The sequence below is a fragment of the Lacisediminihabitans sp. FW035 genome, from assembly GCF_054880895.1.
The window spans coordinates 106149-130470 of sequence record NZ_CM142187.1; the positions used below are offsets into that span (position 1 = coordinate 106149).

Genomic DNA, 24322 nt, shown 5'->3' on the forward strand with positions numbered 1-24322 from the left:
CTGTGGCCATGACCTCGGCTCCACGCATCCGATTCCGTACCCGCATGTCCGGGCGCGACATCGAGGAAGAGAATCGGGTCTCGAGCTCGCTGGAACTGCTCTTCGACCTGACCTTCGTGGTAGCGGTGGCGCAGATCGCCGTGCAGCTGGCCCGCACGATCGGCGAAGGTACGGCGCTTACCGCAGGCATCGGCCCGTATCTCATGGTGTTCTTCGCCATCTGGTGGGCCTGGCTCAACTTCACCTGGTTCGCCTCGGCGTACGACACCGACGACCTGCCGTACCGGCTCACGACGATGCTGCAGATGGCGGGGGTTCTCGTGCTTGCCGCCGGGGTGCCGAGTGCCTTCGACAAGCAGCAGTATTTCGGCATCACACTCGGCTACTTCATCATGCGGGTCGGACTTGTCGGCCAGTGGGTGCGGGCGGGTATCGAGAATCCGGACGGGCGGCGAACGGCCTTCCGCTACGCCGGCGGGATCACCGTTGTGCAGTTCGGCTGGATCGCCCGACTGCTGCTTCCCCCGGAGCTCGGCACGGTGACCTTCGTGGTGCTTGCGCTCGCCGAAATGTGCGTGCCACTGTGGGCCGAGCGCTCGGGCCTCAGCTCGTGGCATCCGCACCACATCGCCGAGCGCTACGGGCTGTTCACCATCATCCTGCTCGGGGAATCGGTCTCGGCGGTCACCATCGCGGTGCAGAAGGCGCTCGACCTGTCGGGACTGAGCGTGGGGCTCGTCTTCGTGGCGGGAGGCGGGCTCGTGCTGCTCTTCGCCCTCTGGTGGCTCCACTTCCTCGAACCTGCCGGTGAGGGACTCGCCGCCCACCGGCCACGGTCCTTCATCTGGGGTTACGGTCATTACCTGCTGTTCGCGGCGATAGCGGCGATAGGAGCCGCTCTCGAGGTCGCCGTGGAAGCCGGCGAACACGCGGTGGTCCCGCCGGTGGTCATCGGGTATGCCCTCGCTATACCCGTTGCTCTGTTCTTCGTGCTGCTCTACCTGCTCCATTCCGCGATCGAGGATGCGGTGGCGACTCGTCCCCTCGGTCTCGCAGTCGCCGCGGTGATCGTGCTGATCATTCCACTCGGAGCGGCAGCCTACGGGGTGGCGGTCACCGTGGTGCTGGTCGCGCTCGTGACATCCGTGCTCACCGCGACGAGTATCGTCGACAACGTACGCCGATCGGCCAGGGGGGCCCCGCGATGAATTTCTTTCCCGCATCGAGTGCGACTCCCCTGAGAGGGGGGCCGAACCTTCGCTGGGGAGTGCTCGCTCCCGGTCGCATCGCCGCCGATTTCGTCGAGACCCTGCACGCCAACTCCGACCAGCGGATGCACGCGGTGGCGTCACGCTCTTTCGAACGGGCAGCGGCGTTCGGCGCCCGGTTCGGCATCGATCGGGTCTACGACAGTTACGAGCAGCTTGTGGCCGATCCCGGCATCGACATCGTCTATGTGGCGGCTCCACACAGCGAGCATCGCGCGCTCGCGCTCCTGGCGATCGCCGCCGGCAAGCACGTGCTCGTCGAGAAGCCGATCGCCCTCACCGCCGTCGAGGCGCGCGAGATCGCGGATGCTGCGCGCGCCGCCGGAGTGTTCGCCATGGAGGCGATGTGGGCGCGCTTCCTGCCACAGACCACGGTGATCGCGGCCCTGATCGCCGACGGGATGCTCGGCGAGATCGGACTGGTCGCCGCGGACTACGGATCGATCTTCGATTTCGACCCCGCGAGTCGCGCGTTCGATCCGGCCCTCGGTGGCGGCGCGCTGCTCGACCTTGGCGTGTATCCCATCTGGTTCGCGCACTTCGTGCTCGGCCGCCCCAGCCGGGTGGTTGCCAGCGGCTCGATCACGTCAACCGGAGTCGATGGCCAGGCCGCCCTCCTGTTCAGCACCGAAAGCGGCGCAGAGGCCCAGTTGAGCACGAGCATGATCGTCTCCACGCCGGTGCGGGCCACGGTGAGTGGCTCCCTCGCGAGCATCGACGTCGACGCGCCCTTCGTCGCCCCGGGGGGATTCACACTGTATCGGGACGGCACCGACGAACCGCTGCGGTGGGACGACCCCACGACTCTGCGCTGGCGCGAGGGACTGGTCTGGCAGGCCACCGCGGTGGCGCAGCATGTCGCCGACGGGCTGACCGAGTCTCCGCTGCATCCGCTCGATGTCTCGATCGCAGTGCTCGAGACGATCGACGAGGCGCGGCGGCAGCTGGGGTTAACCGTCTAGCGGTCGTTCACGAGCAGGATCTCCGCCGAGACGAATCCTCCACCCGGCTCGTGCATCGCCGAATACGGCGACGGCACGCGAGCGTAGAAGTTCGCGAGGGTATTGGCGACCTCGATCCGCAGGTCGTTTCGCCCCGGCCGCAGGTAGGCGTCCACCGTGACGTCGTTCGAGATGAGCATCGCTGTGGGCAGAGGCGAGCCGTTCACCGCAACCGTTGCAGTGCCGACCAGGCCGTTGAGCACCAGACGGGCGCGGACCGGCAGCGGGGCATCCAGGGCGAAGGATGTCGAATAGGTGACCGTGCCCGAGAAGTCGGCGAGGCCGAGGTCCCGCCAGTCTGCGAGATCGAGCGGACCGTCCTCGCACTCCCACACGATCGGGCCACGCAGGGCGGATGCATCGGGCCACGGCCCTGACGCCCGCAGCTCGACCACGAGCTCGCGCGACCGGGAATGGGTCGGTCGTGGAAGTTCGACCGTGATGGATGCTGCCGACTCGGATGACCGGAGCACCATCGGTTCGCCGCCGACCCGCGCCGACACAACGCCGCCGGAGTCGATGGTCGCGGCGAGGGCACCGGGAGGCACCGTGACCTTCAGCCACGCAGAGCCGGGATCGCCGGCCGACCCGGGGCGAAGTTCTGGGCTGTAGTCCCTCGCGGGTTCCGCTCCACTCCACCAGCGGAGGCGCGCCTTCGAGCTGCTGTCGAAGCCCGACCCGCCGATCACCACGGCTGCTCGGGTCGGCTGCTCGGCAGTGACGGTGAGAGCGACCAGAACGCTCGATCGGGTCGCACCGGTGGCGACCATCCCCTGCGACCGAACGGCCGTCGCATCGAGAAGGTCCCAGGGTTCGAGGCGACGCACCGGCGTCTCGGGCGTGCCGATGCCGGTCGGTCGGCCGTCCACCCACACCCTCGTCGCCGACCGACTGGTCACGGTGAGAAGCTCCGGTGCCCCGACGGAGTCGACGGTCGACCAGAAGAAATACACGCTGCCGACCGGAGGCCGAGGATCGAGCATCGCGGGATCGAGGAACTCGTCTGGGACGAACTTGAGGCCGTGGGGTCCGGTGCGGTTGTCGAGGGAGGCCGGATCATGATCGATGCCCGTCTCCAGTGAGAAGCGGTAGGGGCGCCAGGCCAGCGAGCCGCCGGCGACCTCGACGGGCTCGGTGGCATCCAGTGCACGCAGCGTCGCGAGACGGGCGCCGACCTCCGCGGCATCCTCACCGGCGACCGGCCCGAGGGCGAAGAAGCGAACCCCGTCCCGCACGATGTGCGGAGTCCACGGTCCGGTTGAGCTCGTGCCGGTCTGCACGCGCCAGGTCTCGACTCCGACAGGCGCGTTGCCGACCTCGAAATCCCCGAAGCGGTTGTCGAGTGTGGACCGTACCCTCGCCGTCCAGGGTCCGCTGAGCGGGATGGCCCGCACTTCGGCATCGACGATCGCCCCGTCGTTCTCGGGCTCGAGAGCGGGCGCACCCGCAGCCGAGCGGATCAGATAGGTAGCCGATTCGCCCGGTCGAAGCGAGACGTTGAACTCCGAGCGACCCGGGTGCGTCGACGCGATGGTCGACTGGTCGCCCGTCCAGGCATCCCAGAGCTCGATCCGGCCCGTGGAACGAAGGGAGCAGGAGGTGTGGATGTCGGCCTCTGTCATGTTCACCAGGAAATACAGATCGCCCCCGTCGACCGATCGGTGCGCCGCGGCGACGCCCGGCACGCCGAATCGGATGTCCGGGTCGATGAGCGACGCCAGGTGCGCCGCGAGCTCGGCCGGCGCGATGTCGGCGGGCAGTACGTCCCAGGCCTCGGTGTCGGCGGCGAGCAGCTTCTTCATCTCCGTGCCTACGGGGGGAGGGCCGACGACGACGACCTTTCCGCCCTGGGCGGCGAAGCGGGCCAATGCGGTGAGAACGTTGTCGCGGAGGTTCTGGATGGCGGGGATCACGACGACGCGATAGCGACTGTGCGCCAGCTCGATCTCGCTGTAGAGAGTCTCGCTGTCGAGAGTCTCGCTGGCGATGACGACTGAATCCGCGAAGAGGTTCATCGGCACCACGTCCGCGTTCACCCCGTTCTCGCCGAGGCCGCCAAGGAGTGCCCGCGCGAGTTCTGGCGATCCCGTGGCTGACAGCGAGAGGTCGATGTCCTGGGTCGGGTCGACTATCGCCACATCGGCGACGTTCCGGCCGGCTCGCAACATTTCACTCACGCGGGCGAAGTACCGCCACAGGTCGCGCGAGTGCTGCCACCACGGCTGGCGGAAGTGGAAGTCGGGGGAGGCCCACTCCCACCATCCGCCTTCGGTCGTGTAGTAGAGGCCGTGCAGAATGAGGTGATTCGCGCCGGAGACGAACCCCAGGTTCGCGGCCCGCACCATCGTCGCCGGCGTCACCCCCCAGCCGCTGCTGTGAAAGGCCTCGTTGATCACCAGGGGGCGATCGTGCAGGTGAGCGATCGACGCGCTCACCCGGAAGGCGGTCACGTTGCTCGGCGAGTTCAGGTCCGGATCGTCGTTTCCTGGCCCGTGATACCACTTCATCACTTCCAGGAAATCGCCGTAGTGCGTGCGACCGGTGCGCAGATCCCCCCGGCTCATCTGGTCCATGACCAGCCGGCTGCCGCGGCTGTCGTGCCAGCGGTAGATCGGCTTGAAGTAGTGGCGTTCGAGGAGCCCGACGACGGCGTCTCGATATGTCGCCCGGAACTCGAGGGTACGGTCGCCGAGGTCGAGCCAGAGGGCGTGCACCCATCGGGTCGGCTCGAAACCGGCGTCGCGAAGCCGTCGTGCGACATCGTCGTTCCACATCGGCATCATCAGGCCGAGGTCCAGTTCATCCTGGAAGAAGGTGGTGAACACGGTACCGAAATGGGGGCCGATGTGCGCGGCGAACGGCTCGTAGAGTTCGGCGATCACCGCCGCTCCGGAATTCGGATGCATCGGATCGAAATCGGTGTCGCGCGGGCCGATGCGACCCGGCCGCCTCAGCACGACGGAGAGGGTCCACTCCCCTGGAAGAACGCTCCAGCGCAGCTCATCGGAGCCGATCTCGACCGCGATCGGCTCTGGACCATCGATGGGAGTCGACCCGGCGGGCCAGGCGGCGGCAGCGACCACAGCAGCACCCTCGAGCGGAACGCGGGCGATGGTGCCGCCGGATACCTGCACCATCCGGTGCGAGAGGCTGCCGGCATGTAGCCCGGCGGTGGCCGGAGCGACAGTGCGCAGCACGGTGCTGATGATTCCGTAGTCCATCATCCCGACAGTGAGCGACCGTGCGGCGCTCTCGGAAGTGAACCATTCCAACAGCGACCACCATTCGTCGGAAAATGGTGTCGGATCACCATGATCGAGGCTGGTGTCGGAGTGGTGGGAATAGCCGACGATCGTGCCTCCGATCCCCGCCTCCTGCAGCAGGTCGAGGTGGTGGGCAAGTTTGTCGCGCGACAGATCCGCCCCGCTCCACCAGTACAACGGGGTCGCCTGCGCGTGCGCGGGAGGCGCACGAAACGAGTCGCCGAGCGCGTCGATGTCGAGAATTCGAGTCGGGGTGTTGTCCACGTCGAGCAACCGATCTGGAGAAGGAGTCTGGAGGGACCGAACATCCGCGAGCGGTGCCCACCCGATTCGGTCCTACATAAATCGTATCGACAAAGGCCCCGCAATTTGAATATTCATTTAACCTTTCGTGATCTGCGCTGCGCCGACCATCACGGTTGCATCCTCACCCGAAGCGGTCGAATCGCACGTCATTCGACGAATATTCGGGCGAAATAGGCCGTTCTCTCGCATTGCAGCTCGCGGATCCGGACAAACCTGAGTGCTGGCCAAGTTCCGCCGAACGCTCTATCATCAGATCAATTCACGCTCATCGTGAATGATCTGAAAAGCAAAGGTGGTTTTCTCCGTGACTAGACAGAGCGTCAAACTCCGACCGAATGGCGTGCGGATACGCCGAGGGATGTCGATTGCAACTGCCGGTGCGTTGTTATTGACCGCGTTCGCCGTGCCGCTCGCGGCATCGGCCTACGGCCCGTCCACGATGTATGAGGGAGCCGCACAGAACCCCGGCTATTCCCGAGCCATCCAGTTGCACTACAACGGTGTGAACAACGGGAAGATGCTGGCGATCATGGATGACGCCATACCCTCCAATCCCGTGTTCCCCGTGCTCGAGAGCACGAACTCGGGGGAAAACTGGACCCGGGTCGGCACTGTGAGTGACACGAAGAACGGGTGGGGCCTGCGATATCAACCCCACATGATCGAACTGTCGCAGCCGATCGGCGGCATGCCGACAGGCACGCTGCTCGTCGCCGGCAACTCGATCCCCACCGATCTCTCGGCCACCAAGATCGACCTCTACAAGAGCAATGACATCGGTCGCACCTGGACCTTCGTGAGCAGCATCGCGACCGGTGGTGCAGCCAATCCCGACAGTCACAACGATCCCGTGTGGGAGCCATTCCTACTCGTGGCGAATAACAAGCTCATCGCCTACTATTCCGACGAGCGAGACCCGGCTCACAACCAGAAACTCGTGCACCAGACATCCACCAATGGCCGCAATTGGAGCAGCGTCGTGACAGATGTCGCGCTCACGAATACCGGGCTCCGACCCGGCATGGCCACGCTCGCGCAAATGGCCGACGGTCGATGGATCATGACTTACGAGGTCATGCCGCTTGCCGGTGACCCGGTGCACTACCAGATCTCATCGAACCCCGAGGTGTGGAATCCGACCGACCAGGGCACCTACATCGCCAGTGGCGGTGCGCCCTATGTGACCACCATGCCCAACGGCAAGGTGGTGGTATCGATCCTCGAACACAGTGAGGTCTTCACGAACTCCGCCAACGGAACCGGCGCGTGGTCGACAGTCCCGACCCCCTTGGTGTCGGGCTACAGCCGAAGCGTGACAGCCCTGGACAATGGACGGCTCTTCCTCACCACCGGAAGTGGGCAGAAGGTCGTCTACGCGGATGTGGATGCCGGCGGGGGCCTCGCCAAATTCGTCAGCCGCGCAACCGGCAAAGCACTGGACAATACCGGATCTGCGACTCCCGGCACCGATGTGGCCCAGTGGACGAATGTCTCGTCGAACAACCTGGTCTGGAATGTGCAGAACGGGCCCGACGGCACCCTGAAGCTGCGGAGCGTCGCCGGCGGGGATGAGTATCTCGACAGTCTCGGCCGCACGAAGAGTGGGCAGAACGTGGGGCAGTTCACGGGCGGGCCGAGCTTCAACCAGCAGTGGAAGCGGCAGTATGCCGACGGCTATCTGCGGCTCGTGAATCGCGCGAACTCGCTCGCCGTCGACACCGGTGGGCTCAACTTCGATGGTGCACTCATGCAGATGAGGCGCGTCGCTCCGGATGTCAACCAGCAATGGACGATGGTGCCGCAGAACTGAGTGCGCCAACAGGCAGCCCCCGGGTGGCCCGCACCCCTTCGGGTCGGCTCGCCCCGGGGCTGCTTGTGCTGTGCCCGGGCTCAGCTCGCGTGGTCCACGACGACCATCGCGTGACCCCGGGTGAATGACACTGTCGTGCGCACGTAGCCGTCGGTGTAGTCGAAGGGAAGGTCGGGGCCGTCCGGCTGCAGGGTGACCCGGGTCGGCGCCGAGGGGCAACGGATCTCGAGCTCGAGCCCCACGACGGGAACCGGATCGTCGATGATGTCGAGCCCGTCGGCCAGTCGGCTCGGGATGAAGCTCACGAGATGCACGACGGTGCCCGAGTCGACCCGCACCACGGTCGCTTCGAGATGGGACGGACCGTTGTCGCGCACAAGGGGATCCGGGAGGAGCTCGTCGAGGGCCATCCGGATCAGCTCGCGATACGCGGCATTGCCGTGGATTGCGAAGGCGCGGAAGATCGGCGCGGCGAAGGTGATCGCACTGCCGTTCCGCACCGCAAACGCGTACTCGCTCACCTCAGGAGAGGCGACGGTGTACTCGTGGCCGCTGAAACGGTCGTAGGTGCGTTCGAAGTAGGGCTCGACGACACGCACCATGGCCCGGGCCGGGGCGACCGCGGTCATCCGGTCCGTACGCTCGTACATCACCGTGTCGTACCCGGGACGGGCGTCGGTGGCGTTGTCCGAGTGAAGGAAGACGTGGCTGAACGGGGATGCCCCGTGCGCGATGATGCCGAGCTCGGTGAGAGCCGGTTCTCCGTCGTCGGTAGTCGCGGCATCTCCTGAGACGACAAGACCGCGGCCCAACGCGACATGGCGAGAGAGCGACTCCGCGAGCGGCTCACCGATGACCGTGCCCTCCGGCACGATCACCACGCGGTAGCCGTCGAGTGGGGTGTCCGGCCCGATCACATCGAATTGCGCTCTCAGCTGCTGCAGGGCCCGGACTGCTCCGACACCGGCCGGGCCGGGAGCGTCGCCGAGGCCGGGGTCCATGATCAGCGCCACCTCGGACTGCAGGACGCCTTTCTCCACAAAGGGCTCGCAGGCCTCGATATGGCGATAGACGGATCCGATCAGGTCGTAGACCGCGGGGCTCGGCCGCCCGCTCGGCGGCAGCAGGTCGCCGACTCCGCAGGTGATGCCCTGGCTCAGCATCTGGGTGCACTCGTAGAGGAGCGCCGCGGGCGTCTTCAGGGCGCCGTTGTCGCCCCAGCTCTTGTGGAACCTGCCGGTGTGGCTGAGAGTCGGCAGCCCGAGTGGTCGCACGAATCGAGCGACATACGGAAAGTAGGCGTAGCCCCATCCGCCGCTCGGCAGCGACTCGATCTCGACGTGGCGCACGAGGTCGCGCTCGTCGTAGAGGCGAGTCTTGGGGCGCGAGTTGAACCAGGTTCCGACCGCATTGCCCGGTCGCAGGGATGGCTCGACCAGGCTCTTGAAGCGCCGCATGTACTGCCGCGAGACCTGCCGGGCGTACTCGAGGCGGTGTTCGGCGTTCGACGGATCGAGACCCGCGCGCACCATCCCGGCCTTCGCCCAGATGCTCGTGCTCGGCTGGTCCCAGCACATGTCGAGGAAGATCCCGTCGACGGGCGAATACCTCTCGAGTACCTCGGTCACCTGCTCGGCCAGGAAGTCCTGGTACGGGCTCGACATGTCCAGAATCTGCCAGCCCGCATCGAAGGCGCCGAGTTCGCCGAACTTCTTCACCTGGCGGAGGTCTTCATCCAGGGCGATCCACTCGGGGTGGGTATTGGCCGCCCATTCGTCGCACTGCACGCTGAGGTAGATCGGAGCGCGGATGCCCACCGCGTGCAGCGCCTCGATCTGCTGACCGAGCAGGTCGAGATCGCGGGGAAGTCCCGGATGGCGCTCCGGGCGGTCGGTGTCGTAGAAGAGGTGTCCGTGATGATCCTTCGCGAACACCGTGACGCTGTCGACGGCGGCTTCCGCGAAGGTCTGGGCGAACTCGGCCGCGTCGAAGTCGTGACCGAGGTCGGGGATGTCAGGGCCGGTGTGGAAGTCGAGGTGGACCATCCGCCGCGGGAAGGTGCTGAGATCGGTAGACACGGGCGATTCTCCCTCAATTGGTATGACTAATAACGCAACAAGCTTAGCCAAAGTTCACGATAGCCGCTGAATATGCCTTACTCATCAGATGATTCTTCGCGACTGTGGTACCCTGACCGCGTGCAAATCTTTCACCAGACGACCGTGCTCGCCGGCCGGGTCGATGAAATCGGCCCGCTCTACACGCGGCTGCTGGCGACTGATCCCTCCGGCCCGAATGCGGGAGACCTCCTGCTCACCGCCGAGGTCTATCGCGACCTGGAGGACGGGCGCCCCGCATTCCCCATCTATCGCAGCTCCGACGGCGGCTCCACCTGGCAGCTCATCGCCCAGGTCAGGGACGACGCGCTCCTGCTCGGCCATCGTCACCAGCCGGTGCTCTACGAACTTCCGGAGCCCTTCGCGGGCCTCCCCGCCGGCGCTATCCTGCTGGCCGGTAACGCGATCCCGCGGGACATGTCGTCGACGCACCTGGTGCTCTACTCGAGCACGGATGGCGGAGTGAGCTGGGTCTACCGGTCGACGATCGATGCGGGCGGGCCTGCCGTCTGCGACTCGTCAGCGGAGGCGACGACCACCTCGGTCTGGGAGCCCGACCTGCTGCTGGTCGAGGGAACCCTGCTCTGCTACTTCGCCGACGAACGGCGCAAGCCCGAGGGTATGCACCAGTCGATCTCGCTGCGTACGACCACTGATCTGCAGGAGTGGAGCGAGCCGACCCTGGTGAAGGGCGTGCCGGACTCGGTCTCACGCCCGGGCATGTTCGTCTCGACAGGGCGGATGCCGAACGGCGGTTACGGCGCCGTGATGGAGGTCGTCGGCGAGCCGGGGGTGCCCGTGCGCTGGGTCACCTCTGCGGACGGGATCGACTGGGGGCCGACTGACGACCTGGGGGCGCGGCTGGTGAGCGAGCGCGGTGTGGCGCTCACGGCGACACCCAACGTGTACTGGCGGTCCGAGCCATCGGGTGCGATCTCGGTGATCGCGACCGGTCGCACCGCGATCCATCCGTCTGGCGAGCTGGTGAACATCGCCCTGCTGAACGGCGACGGGGGTCGCGGTGTCTGGCACGAGATCGATCTTCCGACCGCGGCTGACCGTGTGATGGGAGGCGACGATTCCGGCTACAGCCAGTCGCTGGCCTGGAACCGCGATGGCGACCTCGTGCATGCGACCACCCTGCGTAACTCCCGCGGCAGCAATGACGTGGTGGTCACGGTCGCCCGCTACTGAGCGGTGGGAGATCGTCACGTCGCTCCGCCGCCGGCGAATCGCCGTGCGGGGTGGGTGAGTACGCTCAACGGTCTTTCGGTTCGGCGCGGTAGGGGCGAGCATCCGGGGCTGGGCGCGACACCCGCGCCGTCGTCCCGGCAGCGCTCGACTGGGCAATAGTGGCGCTAAGACCGGCTGTTTGGGTGCACTTTTGCCCACTCACCCCACCTAGCCACGCGCGCGCCGAGCTACACGGAATCGTTCGGGCGCCACACGCCGAAACGATTGCCGGTGGGGTCGATGAGGTGCGCGAACGTAATCGCGCCGTTGTTCACCAGCGGAAGAGCCACGGTTGCACCCAGCTCCTTGGCCTGGCCGATCGCAGCAGCGACGTCGTCGACGTGCACATAGAAGATCGCCCAGGATGCTCCTCCCAACGCCGCGGTGTCCCAGAGGCCGCCGGCACCCCCATCCACCATGCTGTATTGCGCCTCGGATGGGTCACCGATCGGCCATCCGAACATCCCGGAGTAGAAGGCCTTGCTCGCCGCTGGGTTGGATGAGCCGATTTCGAAGTAGTCCACACGGTTGTTCATGCTGCGATTGTTCACCGAAGCGCGCGCCTAGACAATAGCGCCGGGATGGACAGCCCCCCGCCAGCGCCAGAAGATGGAGGCAGCGCGCCGGCGCTCCGGGTGTCGGCCTCGACGGAAGGATGCCTCCCGTGGGCAGCATTGTCGCGAACATGTTCCTCACCCTCGACGGGGTCTACCAGGCACCGGGCGGTCGGGAAGAGGACCCCTCGGATGCCTTCGAGTTCGGAGGGTGGCAGGCGCCGGTCTCCGACGATGAGGCTGGCGAGGTCATCGGCGCCGAGATCGAGCGGATCGACGCCCTGCTCCTCGGCCGCAGGACCTATGACATCTTCGCGGCCTACTGGCCGCTCCAGTCAGGCCCGATCGGCGACATTCTCAACCGGGTGCCCAAGTTCATCGTCTCGAACACCCTGACCGATCCGACCTGGGAGGGCACGACCGTGTTGCCGGATGCCGCGGCCGCCGGTCGATTGCGGGAGCAGTACGACGAGGTGCACACGTTCGGCAGCGGCGAGCTCATCCGTTCGCTGATCGCGGCGGACGTGCTCGACCGGCTGCACCTCTACCTCTACCCGCTCACCCTCGGGCAGGGTAAGCGGCTATTCGCGGGGATGATCCCCGCCACGTTCCGGCTGGCGCAGCCGGCGCGCACCTTCCCGAAGGGTGCCGTGTCACTGGTGTACGAGCGCGCGGGCGCGGTCGAACTGCAGGACATGTAGCGGAGCCTGTTTTCGAGCCAACGGTTAGGTTTCTCCCATCGTGTAGAGGCGCTCAATTCATTCCTGCGGTGACGCGGGCCCCAGACACACGAGCTGCCCACGGAGCGAGCGTGTACATTTCGGGCACCGAGGAACTGGCCTCGCACATTGTGGCCGCTGACGACATCGAGGCGTGTCGGGCCACCGCATCGGCTGTCACTGTTGCCTCAGGCAGACCCCCACCGCAGAACGACCTGGTGCGAGCCACCGGCCACCGACAGGACTGTGTTCGACCCACCTGTGACCACGGTCGCTCCGTCGACGGTGAGGTCCGCGCCATCCACCGGGGGCAGTTCGATCTCGGCGGTGGTGCCGATCGGCAGCGTGCAGGACAGCCGGAACTCGCCGGTCGCTCGTGCCCAGTGAACGTCGATGTCTCCGCGTGGAGTCGGGACCGTGCCGCGCGCCCAGTCGAGCCCGATCGGCGAGGGGCGGATACGCACTGACGTGAATCCATCGGTGAGCGGCGTGACGCCGAGCACCCGCGCCGACAGTTGGAACAGCGGGGTGCACTGCCAGGCATGGCTGTAGTCACCGGCATCCCACATCTCTCGGAAGGTGCCGGTGTCGGCATCGATGGTCCAGCGTCGGAGCTGCGTCAGCGCGAGCTCGTCGAACACTCCGGCGTGATCGAAGGCCGCGAAGACGAAGTGCATGAAGTAGGGCTGGACATTGAGATTCCCGGCTGCGAGTCGCCGCATGATCGACTCCCGCCGATCGGCAGGGGCGAGGTCGTAGAGCACCGCGAGCGCGTTGACCTGGGTGCTGAAGGTCTCGATGTCGCGGTCGGCCGGCAGCCACTCGTGAGGCTCGACCGCGGTGACGAACGGTACGCCGTCGCGAAAGAGTCCGGTGCTGTCATTCCACAGCTCACGGGAGAAGGCGGCGTGGATGCATCGGCGCTCCTCCGTGTAGCGATCGACCAGTGCGGCCTCCCCGCAGCGCTCGGCAACTTCGATGCCGTCCGCGAGCGCGCGGTAGTAGAGAGCGGTCAGGTAGCCCTGACCGATGACGGAGGGCGGATGGTGGGCCGGGAAGCCGCCGATATCGACCCAGTCCAGGAACATGTAGTCGGGTGCCTCGGAGAGGATGCCGGTACGCCCACGATAGGTCGCGAACCGGGCGAGCAGGCCGTGCACCTCTGGCGCGAGCTCCACGGTGAGGGAGGCATCGCCGGTATACCTCTCGTAGTCCCGCAGCATCTGGAGCCAGAGCAGCGCGTAGCTCGTATGGAAGGGGGCGAAGCCCGTCGCCCGCAGCAGCAAAGCGTACTTGCGCAGGTCCTGGCGGGCGAGGTGGGGCTGGCCGAACGCGTAGTAGTTGTCGAGGGCGATGATGAGGTAATCGCCGGGGTCGCTGATCGGCTCCTGGTGGTGTGGAGAGTCGAGGTGGTGGGTCTGCTGGCAGATCTGGGTGAGCCAGCGGGAAGCCTCCCAGAGCCGGTCCAGCGACGCGTCACTGCATTCGAACGACCCGTCGTATCGCACCGGAAGGGCGACGAAGGTGGCCCGCACCTCGATCACTGCCAGCGGCCCCGTGACGGTGATCGTCTCGAGGTGGATGGTGGAGAAACTGTCGTAGAAGGGAAGCTCGAGTACCTGCTCCCCGTCGCGCAGCACGATGGTGGCCATCCGGTTGTGACCGGGTTCCTTCGCCTCGTTGGGACGGATGGCGAGCACCGTTCCAGCAACGCCGGTCACCCGCAGCCCGATGAAGGCGCTGAACACTCGATCGAAGTCGACGGCACACCGGCCCTTTCCGGCGAACAGGATCTCCTCGCCGTCGATCGCGAGGTCGCCATCCAGAATCCGCACTCCGGTCGCCGGATACACCGCCTCGGTGCGCGGCGGCAGCTCGCTCAGCATGAGCGGCGGCCAGCATCCGGATGCCGCCACGCAGGTCGCCCAGTCTGCGTCGTCGAACGCGGGGGAGCGCCAGCCCACCCGCTCGCGCTCGCCCGAGAAGCGCAGCCTCGGTTCGGGGATTCCCGTGTCGGGAGATACCCAGGGCGCGAACGACCACTCGTCGCCGAGCGCGCATCGCCAGGTCTCGTCGGCGACGATCACGTGGGTGCCCCCGTCGGCCAGGTCGAGTTCACACTCGAGCAGGAGTCCGCCGGCACCGGTGGTGTTGTAGCGCCCGGCCATCGCCTCGGCGGTGAACACCTCGGCGGCGATCACGTTGCGGCCGGGCACGAAGACGCCGCCCAGCTCACGGAAGTTCACCATCCATCGGCCGGTCTGCTCGCCGAGGTAGTCCTGACCGCCGTCGTCCGGTCCTCGCGCCACCAGCACGCCGTTGACAAAGATGCGGGCGTGGGCGTCGGCGCTGAACCACAGCCGGCCGGAGAGCGGCTCCGACGGGAGGATGACCTCACCGCGGAACAGGGCAGTGACCGGTGTCTCGTCGTGAGAAGCCAGCCACAGCCATCCGGCGCGTCCGGGCCGTGGCGGCAGCGCGGCTCGATCGAACTCCGGTCCGAAAGTCTCGACCCGACCACTCGACACCGTGGTCAGAGGCAGTTCAGCCATGGAGCCGTGCAATCACGGGAATGAACGGCTGCACGTCGACCATGAGTCGACCTCCCTCGATCCGGTAGGGGTGGTCGGAGCAGGATCCCGCCCCGAGTCGTTCGACGCGTACCGGGCTTCCCTCCGGCAGCGGGGAGGAGAGCGTTGCAGCGGTTTCCGAGTAGAACGCCACCCGGTCGCCCGACAGGGGGATGCTCACACTGCGGCCGCGCATCACTTCGACACCGCGGTGGCGCACGATCGGCAGCGGCGAGTCACCGTCGATCACGATCTCCGTGTCCTCGGACAGGCCGATGGTGCAGGCGCTCCCCTCGCGCCGGAACGACACGATGTCCAGCCGACTGAGCAGCATCCACGGCAGGTAGTGAAGGTAGTACATGCCGGTGATCACGCGGTCTTCGGTATCCTGGCCGAGCCACTTCGCCGCGCGGTTGTTGTGGAAGAGAGCGTCATCGGGATCTGGGTAGGAGGCATTGCCGCCGCCGCCGGCCCCGTAGATCAGCGACCGGCGGTAGACGAGCGCCATCAACGGGATCGGCGTGCCCTCGAATCCGTTCCAGCCCTGGCCCGTTGGTCCGTCCATCACGAACGGCACCTCACCGATGAAGGGGTAGCGCAGCAGTTCGGACCCGACGTGGATGCCCTTCGATTCGAAGTGGCGGAGCAGCGCGAACTTGCCTTCGCGGAGGTTCTTGACCGCGCTGGCGGGAGCGGTCGGATCCCAGTCGTTGCGGATCGACCACCACGACATCGCATCGATCAGCATCGCGTCTCGGAGGCCGTAGCGTTCGATCGTCTCGTCGGCGCGGGGGATGCCGGGACCGTCTCCGTTCACGTACTTGGCGAATCCGGTGATCAGCGAGAGATCGACGCCGTTCCAGATCTCTTGGGCCTGCACCGTTCCATCACTCTCGAGAGCGAGATAGCGGGGGTCGAATGCGGGCTTCGCGTAATCGTTGTCGTACTGGTCGTCGTAGTTGTCGTCGAGCGTGACGTTCGCGTTGTACAGCTCGCGACCAGCGCGTTGCAGCTGTTGCCACCCGGTCGCCCCGCCGAGCTGTGGATTGACGACGCTCACGTTCGGATAGGAGGTGTCGTGCCCTCCGTCGGACCAGCCCGCAACGAAGACCACCTGGGGCGCCGCATCGGTGAGATGCCAGATACGCTTCACCAGCGCCTGGATGTCGACGAAAGTGTTGGCCGGATCGGTGCGGTCGGATGGCCCCATCTGACCGAGCGCGACGTAAAGCAGCTTGTCGTCGAAATAGTCAGTGGATCGTGGTGGCATGCGCGCCTGCACGACGTTCGCGACGTCAATCCAGGTCACCGCGGCATCCGGAGCGGTCGAGACAGGCGCCGTGACTACAAAGTCGAGACGTGCGACCTCTGGCTGCTCCACCGGGAGGCTCGGCGTGGCAGCGCCGCCGGGTACCCGGTAGAGCACGGACGCTCCGATGGTCGCCCGCGTGCCCGCCTCGTCCCGGCTCACGCGCAGTGCCGTATTGCTCAGGTAGCCCTGCACCTCCAGGGCGACTCCCGCCCGGTCGTGTCCGAGGAGCACGAGCGGCAACACGCTGAAATTGGGGAAGGACCCACGATCGCCGGGGTCGAGTTCGCACTCCGTCGCCGCAGAGAGGCGGGAGTGGAAGCCGCCTCCGTCGCCGTGAGCGAGCCACGCGCCCGCGTGGCTGTCGCTGAGGGAGAGGATGCCGCGAAGCCCGATCTCGATCACCTCGTGGCCGTCGGCCTCGACCACGTCGACGAGGGTGACCTGCACGGAGCTCCCGGTCACGACATACTCGAGCGCGAACGAGCAGCCGCCGCCGTCGTAGCGGACGACCGCCCGCCCACCCTCTACAGTGATGTCCCGCAGGCGAGCCTCCGAAGAGACCTGCCCGGCGGGTCCGGTCGCCAGCACCGGGATGTTGCCGCCACCGACCGGTCCGTCGAATGCTGCGGGAACGCCCGCCAGGTCATACCCCGCGGGGAGGCCGGTTCGCGAGTCGAACCGCACCGCGAGGGTCGGGGTGGAAATGCGGGGCGTGTTCAGGGGGTCCATCTTTCCTTGCGAAGGCGGTCGGATCAGGGAAATGCGACTGGCGGCCGCGCACCACGGCCACCAGTCGCCTCGCCAGTGACGCTATTTGCTGGATGCCTCGGACTTGTCGTATGCGGTCTGCTGGATCTTCAGGTACTTGTCGAGCCCGAGATCCTTCAGCCCCTTGACGTAGGCGTCCCAGTCCGTGTCGATGTTCTTCGACCCGGTGATGAACTGGATGTTGTTCTGGCTGATGTAGCTCTCGATGTTGGTCTGCAGGGTCGCGACCTCGCTGCCCTGGTCCTCGGTGAGCCATACCGACCAGTAGGGGTAGATCTGGGCCTTGTCCTCGTGGCCCTCATACAGCTTGGTGGCGTCGAAGAGTCGACGTTCGTAGCCGGCCACGCTGTACGGGTCGCTTCCGACGACCTCCGAATTGCGGAACGCGGCGGTGTTGTTGAACGACACGAGGCCGCCCCAGCCGGAGTTGCGCTTCTCGCCGATCTTCGGCTGGATGTTCACCCAGACCGGTTTGGCCTTGGCGTCGAGGGCGACGTCTCCGGCGGCGGCCTTCTTCCAGGCAACGCCCTCCTTGCCGTAGCCACCGACGAGCTGGGCCTCCGGGGTGAAGAAGTAGTTCAGCATCTTCACGGCGGTGATCTGCTCCTGCGGGGTCGCCTTGTTCGTCAGCACGAACGTGGAGCCGGCCGAGGAGGGGAACGTGTATCCCGTGAAATTCGCCCCGTCCGGTCCGGTGAGCGGCGGCACCGCGTCGTATTCCTTCGCACGGGGAAGCGAATCATCCAGGGTCACGAAGATGGCCGGATGAAGCACCGCAGCTGATCCGATCGTGGCGGCTGCGGCGTTGTCCCCCTGGGTCTTCAGTGCATCCGCATCCTGGGTGAAGGCGGCCGGGTCGATGAGGCCGTCCTTGTAGAGCGAGTGAATGTACTTGAGGCCGTCGCGCCATCCGTTTTTGTTCGCCTGAAGGTCGACCTTGCCCTTGTTGAGCACCAGCGTCGACGCATTCGTCGAACCGGTGCCCTGCGGGTCGTAGATGAACGCGTTCATCAGGTAGGGCACGAGGTTGTCGCGCACATCGGCAGTCATCGGGATCTCGTCGGCCTTACCGTTGCCGTTCGGGTCATCGTTCTTGAACGCGGTGAGCACCTTGCGCAGGTCTTCCGTTGTCTTCGGCTGGCTGAGCCCGAGCTTCTTCAGCCAGGCGGAGTTCATCCAGAGCTTGTCCTGGTAGGAGCAGTGGAAGCAGTCGCTCCACTGCGGCATGCCGTAGATCTTGCCGTCGGGGGCTGTTGCCATGTTCTTGAACTCGGGGTTCTCGGCGAAGGCCTTCGTGACGTTCGGGGCGTACTTCTTGATGAGGTCCTGAAGTGGCACCACCACCCCCTGCTTCGAGAGCTTCAGCAGTTCGGCTTGGCTGAACTTGTCCACGTAGGGCACGAGCATGAAGAGATCGGGATAGTCGCCACTGCCGAGCGCGAGCTGGCGCTTCTCCCGGGCGGGCCCGGCTTCGATGCCGGTCGTCTCGAACGAGAACTTGACGTTGAACTTCTTGGCCATGGTCTTGGTGAAGTCGTTCGTCTTCATGTCGGGGTTCGACTGGGGATTACTGGCGGTGAAGATGGAGAGGGTCTCTCCATCCGACTTCGAGCTTCCCGGCGCGCAGGCGCTGAGGGTTAGCGCGGCCGCGCAGAGCCCGGCGATAGCCAGGTAGCGCGCGCGTCGCGGTCGAATGAACGTCATCGTTGACTCTCTTTCTTGGTGTTTTCGGGCGCGATCGCCCTCGTTGGGTGGCACGGATATGCCGATTTCGGTGTTGCGGACTACCCCTTGACGGCGCCGACCATGATGCCCTTGGTGAAATAGCGGGCGACGAATGGGTACATGAGGAGAATCGGCACCGTGGTGACCACGATGGTGGAGTACTTGAGCAGGTCGGCGAGTTGCTGCCGGGCGAGCTGGGCCGAGGCATCCACGATCCCGCTCGCCGAATTGAGGATGACGATGTTGCGAAGCACGAGCTGCAGCGGCTGCAGATCGGTGTCCTTCAGGTAGAGCAGTGCGTCGAAGTAGGAATTCCAGTTCTGGATGGCGTACATCAGTGCGATCACTGCGATGACGGGCTTTGCCAGCGGGATGACCACCGACCAGAGGAAGCGCAGGTCGCTGCTGCCGTCGAGCTGGGCGGCCTCGTAGAGCTCCTCGGGGATCGCGCTGCGGAAGTAGGTGCGCGCGATGATCACCTGCCACACTCCGATGGCGTTGGGGATGATCAGCGCCCAGATCGTGTTGAGCATCCCGAGGGACTGAACGACGAGGTAGGTGGGGATGATGCCGGCGACGAGGATCGTGGTGAACAGCACGATCGTGGTGATCAGGTTTCGTCCGACCAGTTCCTTGCGGGACAGCGGGAACGCGATCGCGATCGTCAGGACGACACTGATGAAGGTGCCGAGCACGGTGTAGAGCAGCGAGTTGAGGAACCCGCGCACGATCGAGCTGTCTCCGAGGGCGACCTGGTAGCCGCGAAGGGTGAAGTCGACCGGCCAGAGGCCGACTCGGCCGGAGGAGACCGCCGCCGGACTGCTGAACGAGCTCGCGAGGATGTACATCAGCGGAAGCAGCACGATGAGCAGGAAGACCGTGAGCAGTACGTAGATCCCGATCAGGAAGATCCGGTCGCGCAGCGTCTCTTTGATCTTCTGCGGGCGGAACTTCTGCGGTCGGAACGTGGTGTCGTTCCGGAGGGCTTTGAGCGCCCCGGCTGCGCGCTTCGAGGAGGCCGCCGTGGTGGCGCCACTCTCATCCGGCTGGTCGAATCCCGTGCCCACGTCGCGCTGGTCTGTCGAGCTCGTCATGACCACAGCCCCGATCCGGTCAGCCGTTTTGCCACCCAGTTGACGGTGAGCAGCAGCACGAGGTTGATGCCGGCGTTGAAGAGGCCGACGGCCGCCGCCTGGCTGAAGTCGGCGTTGAGCAGGCCGATCTTGTAGACGTAGGTGTTGATGATCTCCGAATTCTGGAGATTGAGCGGATTCTGCAGCAGGAAGGCCTTCTCCCACCCGAGGGTCATGATGTTGCCGGCGGACAAGATCAGGATGATCGCCGCCGTCGGCATGATGCCCGGGATGTCGACGTGGATGATCTTCTGCAACCGCGAGGCGCCGTCCACCTTCGCCGCCTCGTACAGGCTCACGTCGATCGCCGACAACGCCGAGAGGTAGATGATGGTCCAGAATCCGGCCGACTGCCAGACATCCGTCCACACGAAGATATGCCGGAAGTTGTCGGGGTTGCCGAGGAAGTCGACCGGTCGACCGCCGAACAGGCCGAAGATCTGGTTGACGATGCCGACCCGCGGTCCGAGGATGAGGATCGTCATCGACACGACGACGACGCTCGAGATGAAGTACGGCGCGAAGGTCACCATCTGCACGGTCTTCTTGAAGACTCGCAAGCGCACCTCGTTGAGGGCGAGGGCCAGGATGATCGGGATCGGGAAGCTCGCGATCACCGTGTACAAGGACAACGACAGCGTGTTCTGCAGCAGCGTTCCGAACACCGGGTTGGTGAAGAACGCCACGAAGTTCTCGGTGCCGACCCAGGTGCTTCCCCAGATGCCCTGTACTACGTTGTAACTTTTGAACGCGATGACGGCATTCGCCATCGGGATGTACTTGAAGATGACGAAGTAGGCCAGCGGCACGGCGATCAGCAGGTACAGCTGCCAGTGCAATCGGAGGCTCTTGCGCAGCCGTCGCAGACCCGGGCGGCGACGGGGAAGGTTCACGGTCTCCGGCGCGGTGGAGCGCGGCGCCCGCACGGTGGTGGTCATGGCGTGGGACCGCCCGGCCGGGGGGCGCACGGGCTCGGGGAGGGGTGGATGCTGCGCAAACTCATCATTGAGCGAGACATCTTTGTTCTCCATTCCAGCCACTCGGTACCCAGCTACTCAAACACACCCCTGCGATGGGCACAAGGGTTTGGGGGCACATTGATCAGATCAATTTGGAGAGAGCACTGCAACTTAGTGGATGTGGAGCCCCATTTCCGCTCGAAATGAGGAAATGACGCGGGTATTCAGTCAACGCTTTCCGGCGGGGGAAAGATAGATCAGATCAAAACGACGGCACGCGCAGGGGGCCGCCAAACCAGCCGCTCGGGCAGCAGCGCGTTGGAGCGCTTCAGTCGGCGCGACAATCCTACGTCGATGCGAGTCCAGCGCGTGGGCGCCGCCGAGTGACACGTGTGCCCGCCCTTTCGGGCGCAGGTGTCACTCGCGGGCGCGGACCGCCCGGATGGCGGGCGCGGACTGCCGGGATGGCGGGCGCAGACTGCACGGATGGCGGGCGCGGACCGCCCGGATGGCGGAGTCGCGCGAAGAAGATCCGCTCAGCCGGCGATCGGCGACTTGCGCGGGCCGGCCTTCGGGGGCGCGGTGCGGGGCTTGGTAGTCGGGGACTTCGCGACAGGCCGCGGAGCGGTTGCCGCGGGGACGCTGAGCGCTCGCGGCGCGAGACGCTCGAGCTGGGTGACGTGGGCGGGCGTCAACTCGGCGAGGGAGGTGACCCCCAGCAGGCGCATCGTGCGGGTGATCTGCTCACCGAGGATCTCGATCATGCGATCGACCCCCTCACGCCCCCCGGCCATCAGGCCGTAGAGATAGGCGCGACCCACGAGGGTGAAGTCCGCGCCGAGGGCGATCGCGGCGACGATGTCGGCGCCCGACATGATTCCCGTGTCGAGGTGGACCTCGAGATCCGAGCCGACCTCGCGGGCGACATCCGGAAGCAGGTGGAAGGGGATCGGCGCGCGGTCGAGCTGCCGGCCGCCGTGGTTCGACAGGATGATGCCGTCGACCCCCATGGTGGCGAGTCGCTTCGCGTCGTCGAGGTTCTGCACTCCCTTGACCACGACCTTTCCCGGCCACTGGTCCTTGATCCAGGCGAGATCGTCGAAGGTGACCGTCGGGTCGAACATGGTGTCGAGCAGCTCTCCGACGGTGCCGGACCAGCGATCGAGGGAGGCGAAGGCCAGCGGCTCGGTGGTGAGGAAGTTGATCCACCATTCCGGCCGGGGAAGCGCGTTGATCACGGTGCCGAGGGTGAGCTGCGGTGGGATGGAGAAACCGTTGCGCTTGTCTCTGAGGCGAGCTCCGGCGACCGGCACGTCCACGGTCACCAGCAGGGTGTCGAACCCGGCCTTCGCGGCACGGTCGACGAGCGCCATCGAGCGGTCGCGATCCTTCCACATGTAGAGCTGGAACCAGTTGCGGCCATCCGGGTTCGCGGCCTTCACGTCTTCGATGGCGCTGGTCCCCATGGTGGACAGCGAGAAGGGGATGCCCGCGGCGGCGGCCGCACCGGCTCCGGCGATCTCGCCCTCGCTCTGCATCATGCGGGTGAAGCCGGTCGGGGCGATGCCGAACGGCAGCGCGGTCGGGCCGCCGAGCACGGTCGACGAGGTGTCGACCACCGAGACATCACGCAGGATCGACGGATTGAACTGGATGTCCTCGAAAGCCTGCCGCGCTCGCGCGAGCGAGATCTCCGCCTCGGCGGCTCCCTCGGTGTAGTCGAAGGCGGCCTTGGGCGTGCGCTTCTGCGCGATGGCGCGCAGGTCGTAGATGGTAAGCGCCTTCTCCAGCCGGCGCTTCTTCGCGTTGAGCTCCGGGGTGGCGAAGTGCATGAGCGGCGCGAGGTCGCGCACCTTCGGGATGTGGCGTTGCAGTTTCATAGGACAGTCCTTGTGTCGACGACGATATTGAGGGGAGGAAGGCCGCTGCGCAGCCGGGAGATCTGGCGGCGCACCTGCGGGTCGATGCGGGAGGCCATGCTCGCGACCTGCCCACCGAGGTGAGGGGTGATGATCACGCCGGGGAGGGTCCAGAGAGGATGGTTGGAGGGCAGTGGCTCGGGGTCCACGACATCGAGGGCCGCTCGGACGGCACCGCTCGCCACACTCGCGGTCAGCGCCCCAGTGTCTACGATCGCGCCGCGCGAGACATTCACGAGCAGCGCGCCAGTCTTCATCCGGCCGAGGAAGTCCGCGTCGACCATGCCGGTGGTCTCCGGGGTGAGGGGGATGCCGAGCACGACGATGTCGACCTCGCCGAGCAGCCGCGGAAGATCGGCCAGGGCATGGATGCTGCCCCGCACGTCTTCGCGGGCGGTGCGCGCCACCCGGCTGATCGTGACACCGAAGGGCTCGAGTCGAGCGGCGACGGCCTCGCCGACACCCCCGACGCCGACGATGAGCACCGAGCGACCGAGGAGGCCGGGGTACCAGCCGCGTTCCCAGCTGCCGGAGGGTTGCGCGCGCGCCACGACATCGAGGCCGCGCTGGCTCTCGAGGATCAGGGCAACGGCGAGTTCGGCTGTGGGCCCCTCGTGCACACCGACGGCGTTGCAGTAGACAAGCCCGGGGGGCAGCGCCCGGTCGACGGCGTCGTACCCGAGCGCCTGGCTCTGGATCACCGACACCGGGGAGTCCGCGAGTTTCGGCAGCGCTGCCGCCGATACCGAATACGGCAGCACCACCAGGTCGACGGGATGACCAAGGGGCGGGTCATCCGTCGTCCAGACCTCGAGCACGACATCGTCGCCGACCCCCGGATCATCACGCAGGAGTCGGTCGCGCATCGCCGCGTCAGGCACGGCCACGGTGATGGTCATTCCGGGGCATCGCTGTCGTCGTCGAGGACGGTGTCGTACTTCTGCAGGAGTCGGTCGCGGGCGCCCTCGATGTGCTCGCGGGTGAGCCGGCCCGCGAGGGCGGCGTCCCCGGCCGCGACGGCATCGAGGATTCCCTGGTGCTGGTGCGCGACATCCGACGGGCGGATCAGCCGATGTGACTGAACCTGCCCGATGCAGAGCTCGATCTCACCCATCAGCAGGCCGTGCATCTTCGCGAGTCGTGGGCTGTGCTGGGCGAGTACGAGCTGCCGGTGGAAGTCGAGGTCTGTGCGGGCGAGGGCTGCCCGGTCATCGGTGCGCGCGTGTTCAAGCAGTTCACGGTGCACGGAGAGGGCGGCGACGGGAACCACGGCGTCGGCGGCCAGGTTGTGCAAGGCGGCCTCTTCGAGAATGGCCCGGTTGGAGTAGAGATCCTGGATGTCGTCGCGGCTCAGTCGCGGGACCTGCGCGGCGTGGTGCGCCCGCCTCGACAGCAGGCCCTCGCTCACGAGCCGCTCGAGAGCGGCTTTCGCCGTGGGTCGGGCGACGCGGTAGCGATCCGCCACCGCAGTCTCGGTGAGCAGCGCTCCCGGGCGGTCGTCCATGGTGACGATGCTCTCGCGAAGCGCGTCGTACACCGCTTCGGGCAGCGAGGTGGTCTTGAGGGCGGGGCTCCGGGGGGAGCGGGCAAATGGGGACGACATTGTCAGACAAGTGTACGAGACGCTATCAGCGAGGCGCAAGGGCACCCGCGCGCGCGATAGAG

16 protein-coding genes are annotated in these 24322 nt (G+C 66.2%); 5 read left to right on the forward strand and 11 right to left on the reverse strand.

Annotated elements, in window-relative coordinates; genetic code table 11:
• Nucleotides 1-8: 8 nt before the first annotated feature.
• Together ACVXZ4_RS00545 and ACVXZ4_RS00550 are read left to right on the forward strand one after the other, a co-directional pair.
• Nucleotides 9-1208 (forward strand): low temperature requirement protein A, encoded by a 1200-nt coding sequence (locus ACVXZ4_RS00545; RefSeq protein WP_461796310.1) that lies wholly within the window; start codon nucleotides 9-11, stop codon nucleotides 1206-1208.
• Nucleotides 1205-2230: a Gfo/Idh/MocA family protein gene (locus ACVXZ4_RS00550; protein ID WP_461796311.1), complete on the forward strand. Its 1026-nt coding sequence runs from the start codon at nucleotides 1205-1207 to the stop codon at nucleotides 2228-2230. Before ACVXZ4_RS00545 ends, ACVXZ4_RS00550 begins: the two co-directional genes overlap by 4 nt.
• Here the strand turns inward: ACVXZ4_RS00550 and ACVXZ4_RS00555 are convergent.
• Nucleotides 2227-5796, reverse strand: a complete 3570-nt coding sequence (locus tag ACVXZ4_RS00555) for a glycosyl hydrolase (protein WP_461796312.1) — start codon at nucleotides 5794-5796, stop codon at nucleotides 2227-2229. The two genes, ACVXZ4_RS00550 and ACVXZ4_RS00555, sit on opposite strands and share 4 nt — an antisense overlap.
• 400 nt (nucleotides 5797-6196) lie before the next feature.
• Here ACVXZ4_RS00555 and ACVXZ4_RS00560 point away from each other — a divergent pair, with 400 nt between their 5' ends.
• Nucleotides 6197-7648, forward strand: coding sequence for an RICIN domain-containing protein (locus ACVXZ4_RS00560; RefSeq protein WP_461796313.1), 1452 nt, complete (start codon nucleotides 6197-6199; stop codon nucleotides 7646-7648).
• An 80-nt stretch (nucleotides 7649-7728) separates the two neighbouring features.
• On the opposite strand, the gene ACVXZ4_RS00565 is transcribed toward ACVXZ4_RS00560, so the two are convergent.
• Entirely contained in the window at nucleotides 7729-9726 is a 1998-nt protein-coding gene (locus tag ACVXZ4_RS00565; RefSeq protein WP_461796314.1) for an alpha-L-fucosidase, read from the reverse strand.
• Between the two features lie 120 nt (nucleotides 9727-9846).
• Between ACVXZ4_RS00565 and ACVXZ4_RS00570 the strand changes: the two genes are divergently transcribed.
• A complete protein-coding gene (locus tag ACVXZ4_RS00570) occupies nucleotides 9847-10959 on the forward strand; it encodes a sialidase family protein (protein WP_461796315.1) in 1113 nt (370 codons plus the stop codon).
• Nucleotides 10960-11186: 227 nt separating this feature from the next.
• On the opposite strand, the gene ACVXZ4_RS00575 is transcribed toward ACVXZ4_RS00570, so the two are convergent.
• Nucleotides 11187-11534: a VOC family protein gene (locus tag ACVXZ4_RS00575; protein WP_461796316.1), complete on the reverse strand. Its 348-nt coding sequence runs from the start codon at nucleotides 11532-11534 to the stop codon at nucleotides 11187-11189.
• A gap of 128 nt (nucleotides 11535-11662) precedes the next feature.
• Here ACVXZ4_RS00575 and ACVXZ4_RS00580 point away from each other — a divergent pair, with 128 nt between their 5' ends.
• Complete coding sequence (locus tag ACVXZ4_RS00580; protein ID WP_461796317.1) at nucleotides 11663-12253, forward strand: dihydrofolate reductase family protein; 591 nt, start codon at nucleotides 11663-11665, stop codon at nucleotides 12251-12253.
• 206 nt (nucleotides 12254-12459) lie between these two features.
• On the opposite strand, the gene ACVXZ4_RS00585 is transcribed toward ACVXZ4_RS00580, so the two are convergent.
• From ACVXZ4_RS00585 to ACVXZ4_RS00620, 8 genes are all read right to left on the reverse strand, one after another.
• Entirely contained in the window at nucleotides 12460-14823 is a 2364-nt protein-coding gene (locus ACVXZ4_RS00585) for an alpha-L-rhamnosidase C-terminal domain-containing protein (RefSeq protein ID WP_461796318.1), read from the reverse strand.
• The gene (locus ACVXZ4_RS00590; protein ID WP_461796319.1) at nucleotides 14816-16882 is read right to left on the reverse strand and encodes an endo-alpha-N-acetylgalactosaminidase family protein; all 2067 of its coding nucleotides are present in this window, start codon (nucleotides 16880-16882) and stop codon (nucleotides 14816-14818) included. The genes ACVXZ4_RS00585 and ACVXZ4_RS00590 overlap by 8 nt, the downstream gene beginning before the upstream one ends.
• An 81-nt stretch (nucleotides 16883-16963) precedes the next feature.
• Nucleotides 16964-18625, reverse strand: a complete 1662-nt coding sequence (locus ACVXZ4_RS00595; RefSeq protein ID WP_461796320.1) for a type 2 periplasmic-binding domain-containing protein — start codon at nucleotides 18623-18625, stop codon at nucleotides 16964-16966.
• Between the two features lie 80 nt (nucleotides 18626-18705).
• Complete coding sequence (locus ACVXZ4_RS00600) at nucleotides 18706-19740, reverse strand: carbohydrate ABC transporter permease (protein ID WP_461796321.1); 1035 nt, start codon at nucleotides 19738-19740, stop codon at nucleotides 18706-18708.
• A complete protein-coding gene (locus tag ACVXZ4_RS00605) occupies nucleotides 19737-20810 on the reverse strand; it encodes an ABC transporter permease (protein WP_461796322.1) in 1074 nt (357 codons plus the stop codon). Before ACVXZ4_RS00605 ends, ACVXZ4_RS00600 begins: the two co-directional genes overlap by 4 nt.
• 464 nt (nucleotides 20811-21274) lie before the next feature.
• Nucleotides 21275-22618: an alpha-hydroxy acid oxidase gene (locus ACVXZ4_RS00610; protein WP_461796323.1), complete on the reverse strand. Its 1344-nt coding sequence runs from the start codon at nucleotides 22616-22618 to the stop codon at nucleotides 21275-21277.
• Nucleotides 22615-23556: an NAD(P)-dependent oxidoreductase gene (locus ACVXZ4_RS00615; protein ID WP_461796324.1), complete on the reverse strand. Its 942-nt coding sequence runs from the start codon at nucleotides 23554-23556 to the stop codon at nucleotides 22615-22617. The genes ACVXZ4_RS00610 and ACVXZ4_RS00615 overlap by 4 nt, the downstream gene beginning before the upstream one ends.
• Nucleotides 23553-24260, reverse strand: coding sequence for a GntR family transcriptional regulator (locus ACVXZ4_RS00620; RefSeq protein WP_461796325.1), 708 nt, complete (start codon nucleotides 24258-24260; stop codon nucleotides 23553-23555). Before ACVXZ4_RS00620 ends, ACVXZ4_RS00615 begins: the two co-directional genes overlap by 4 nt.
• Nucleotides 24261-24322 lie beyond the last annotated feature (62 nt).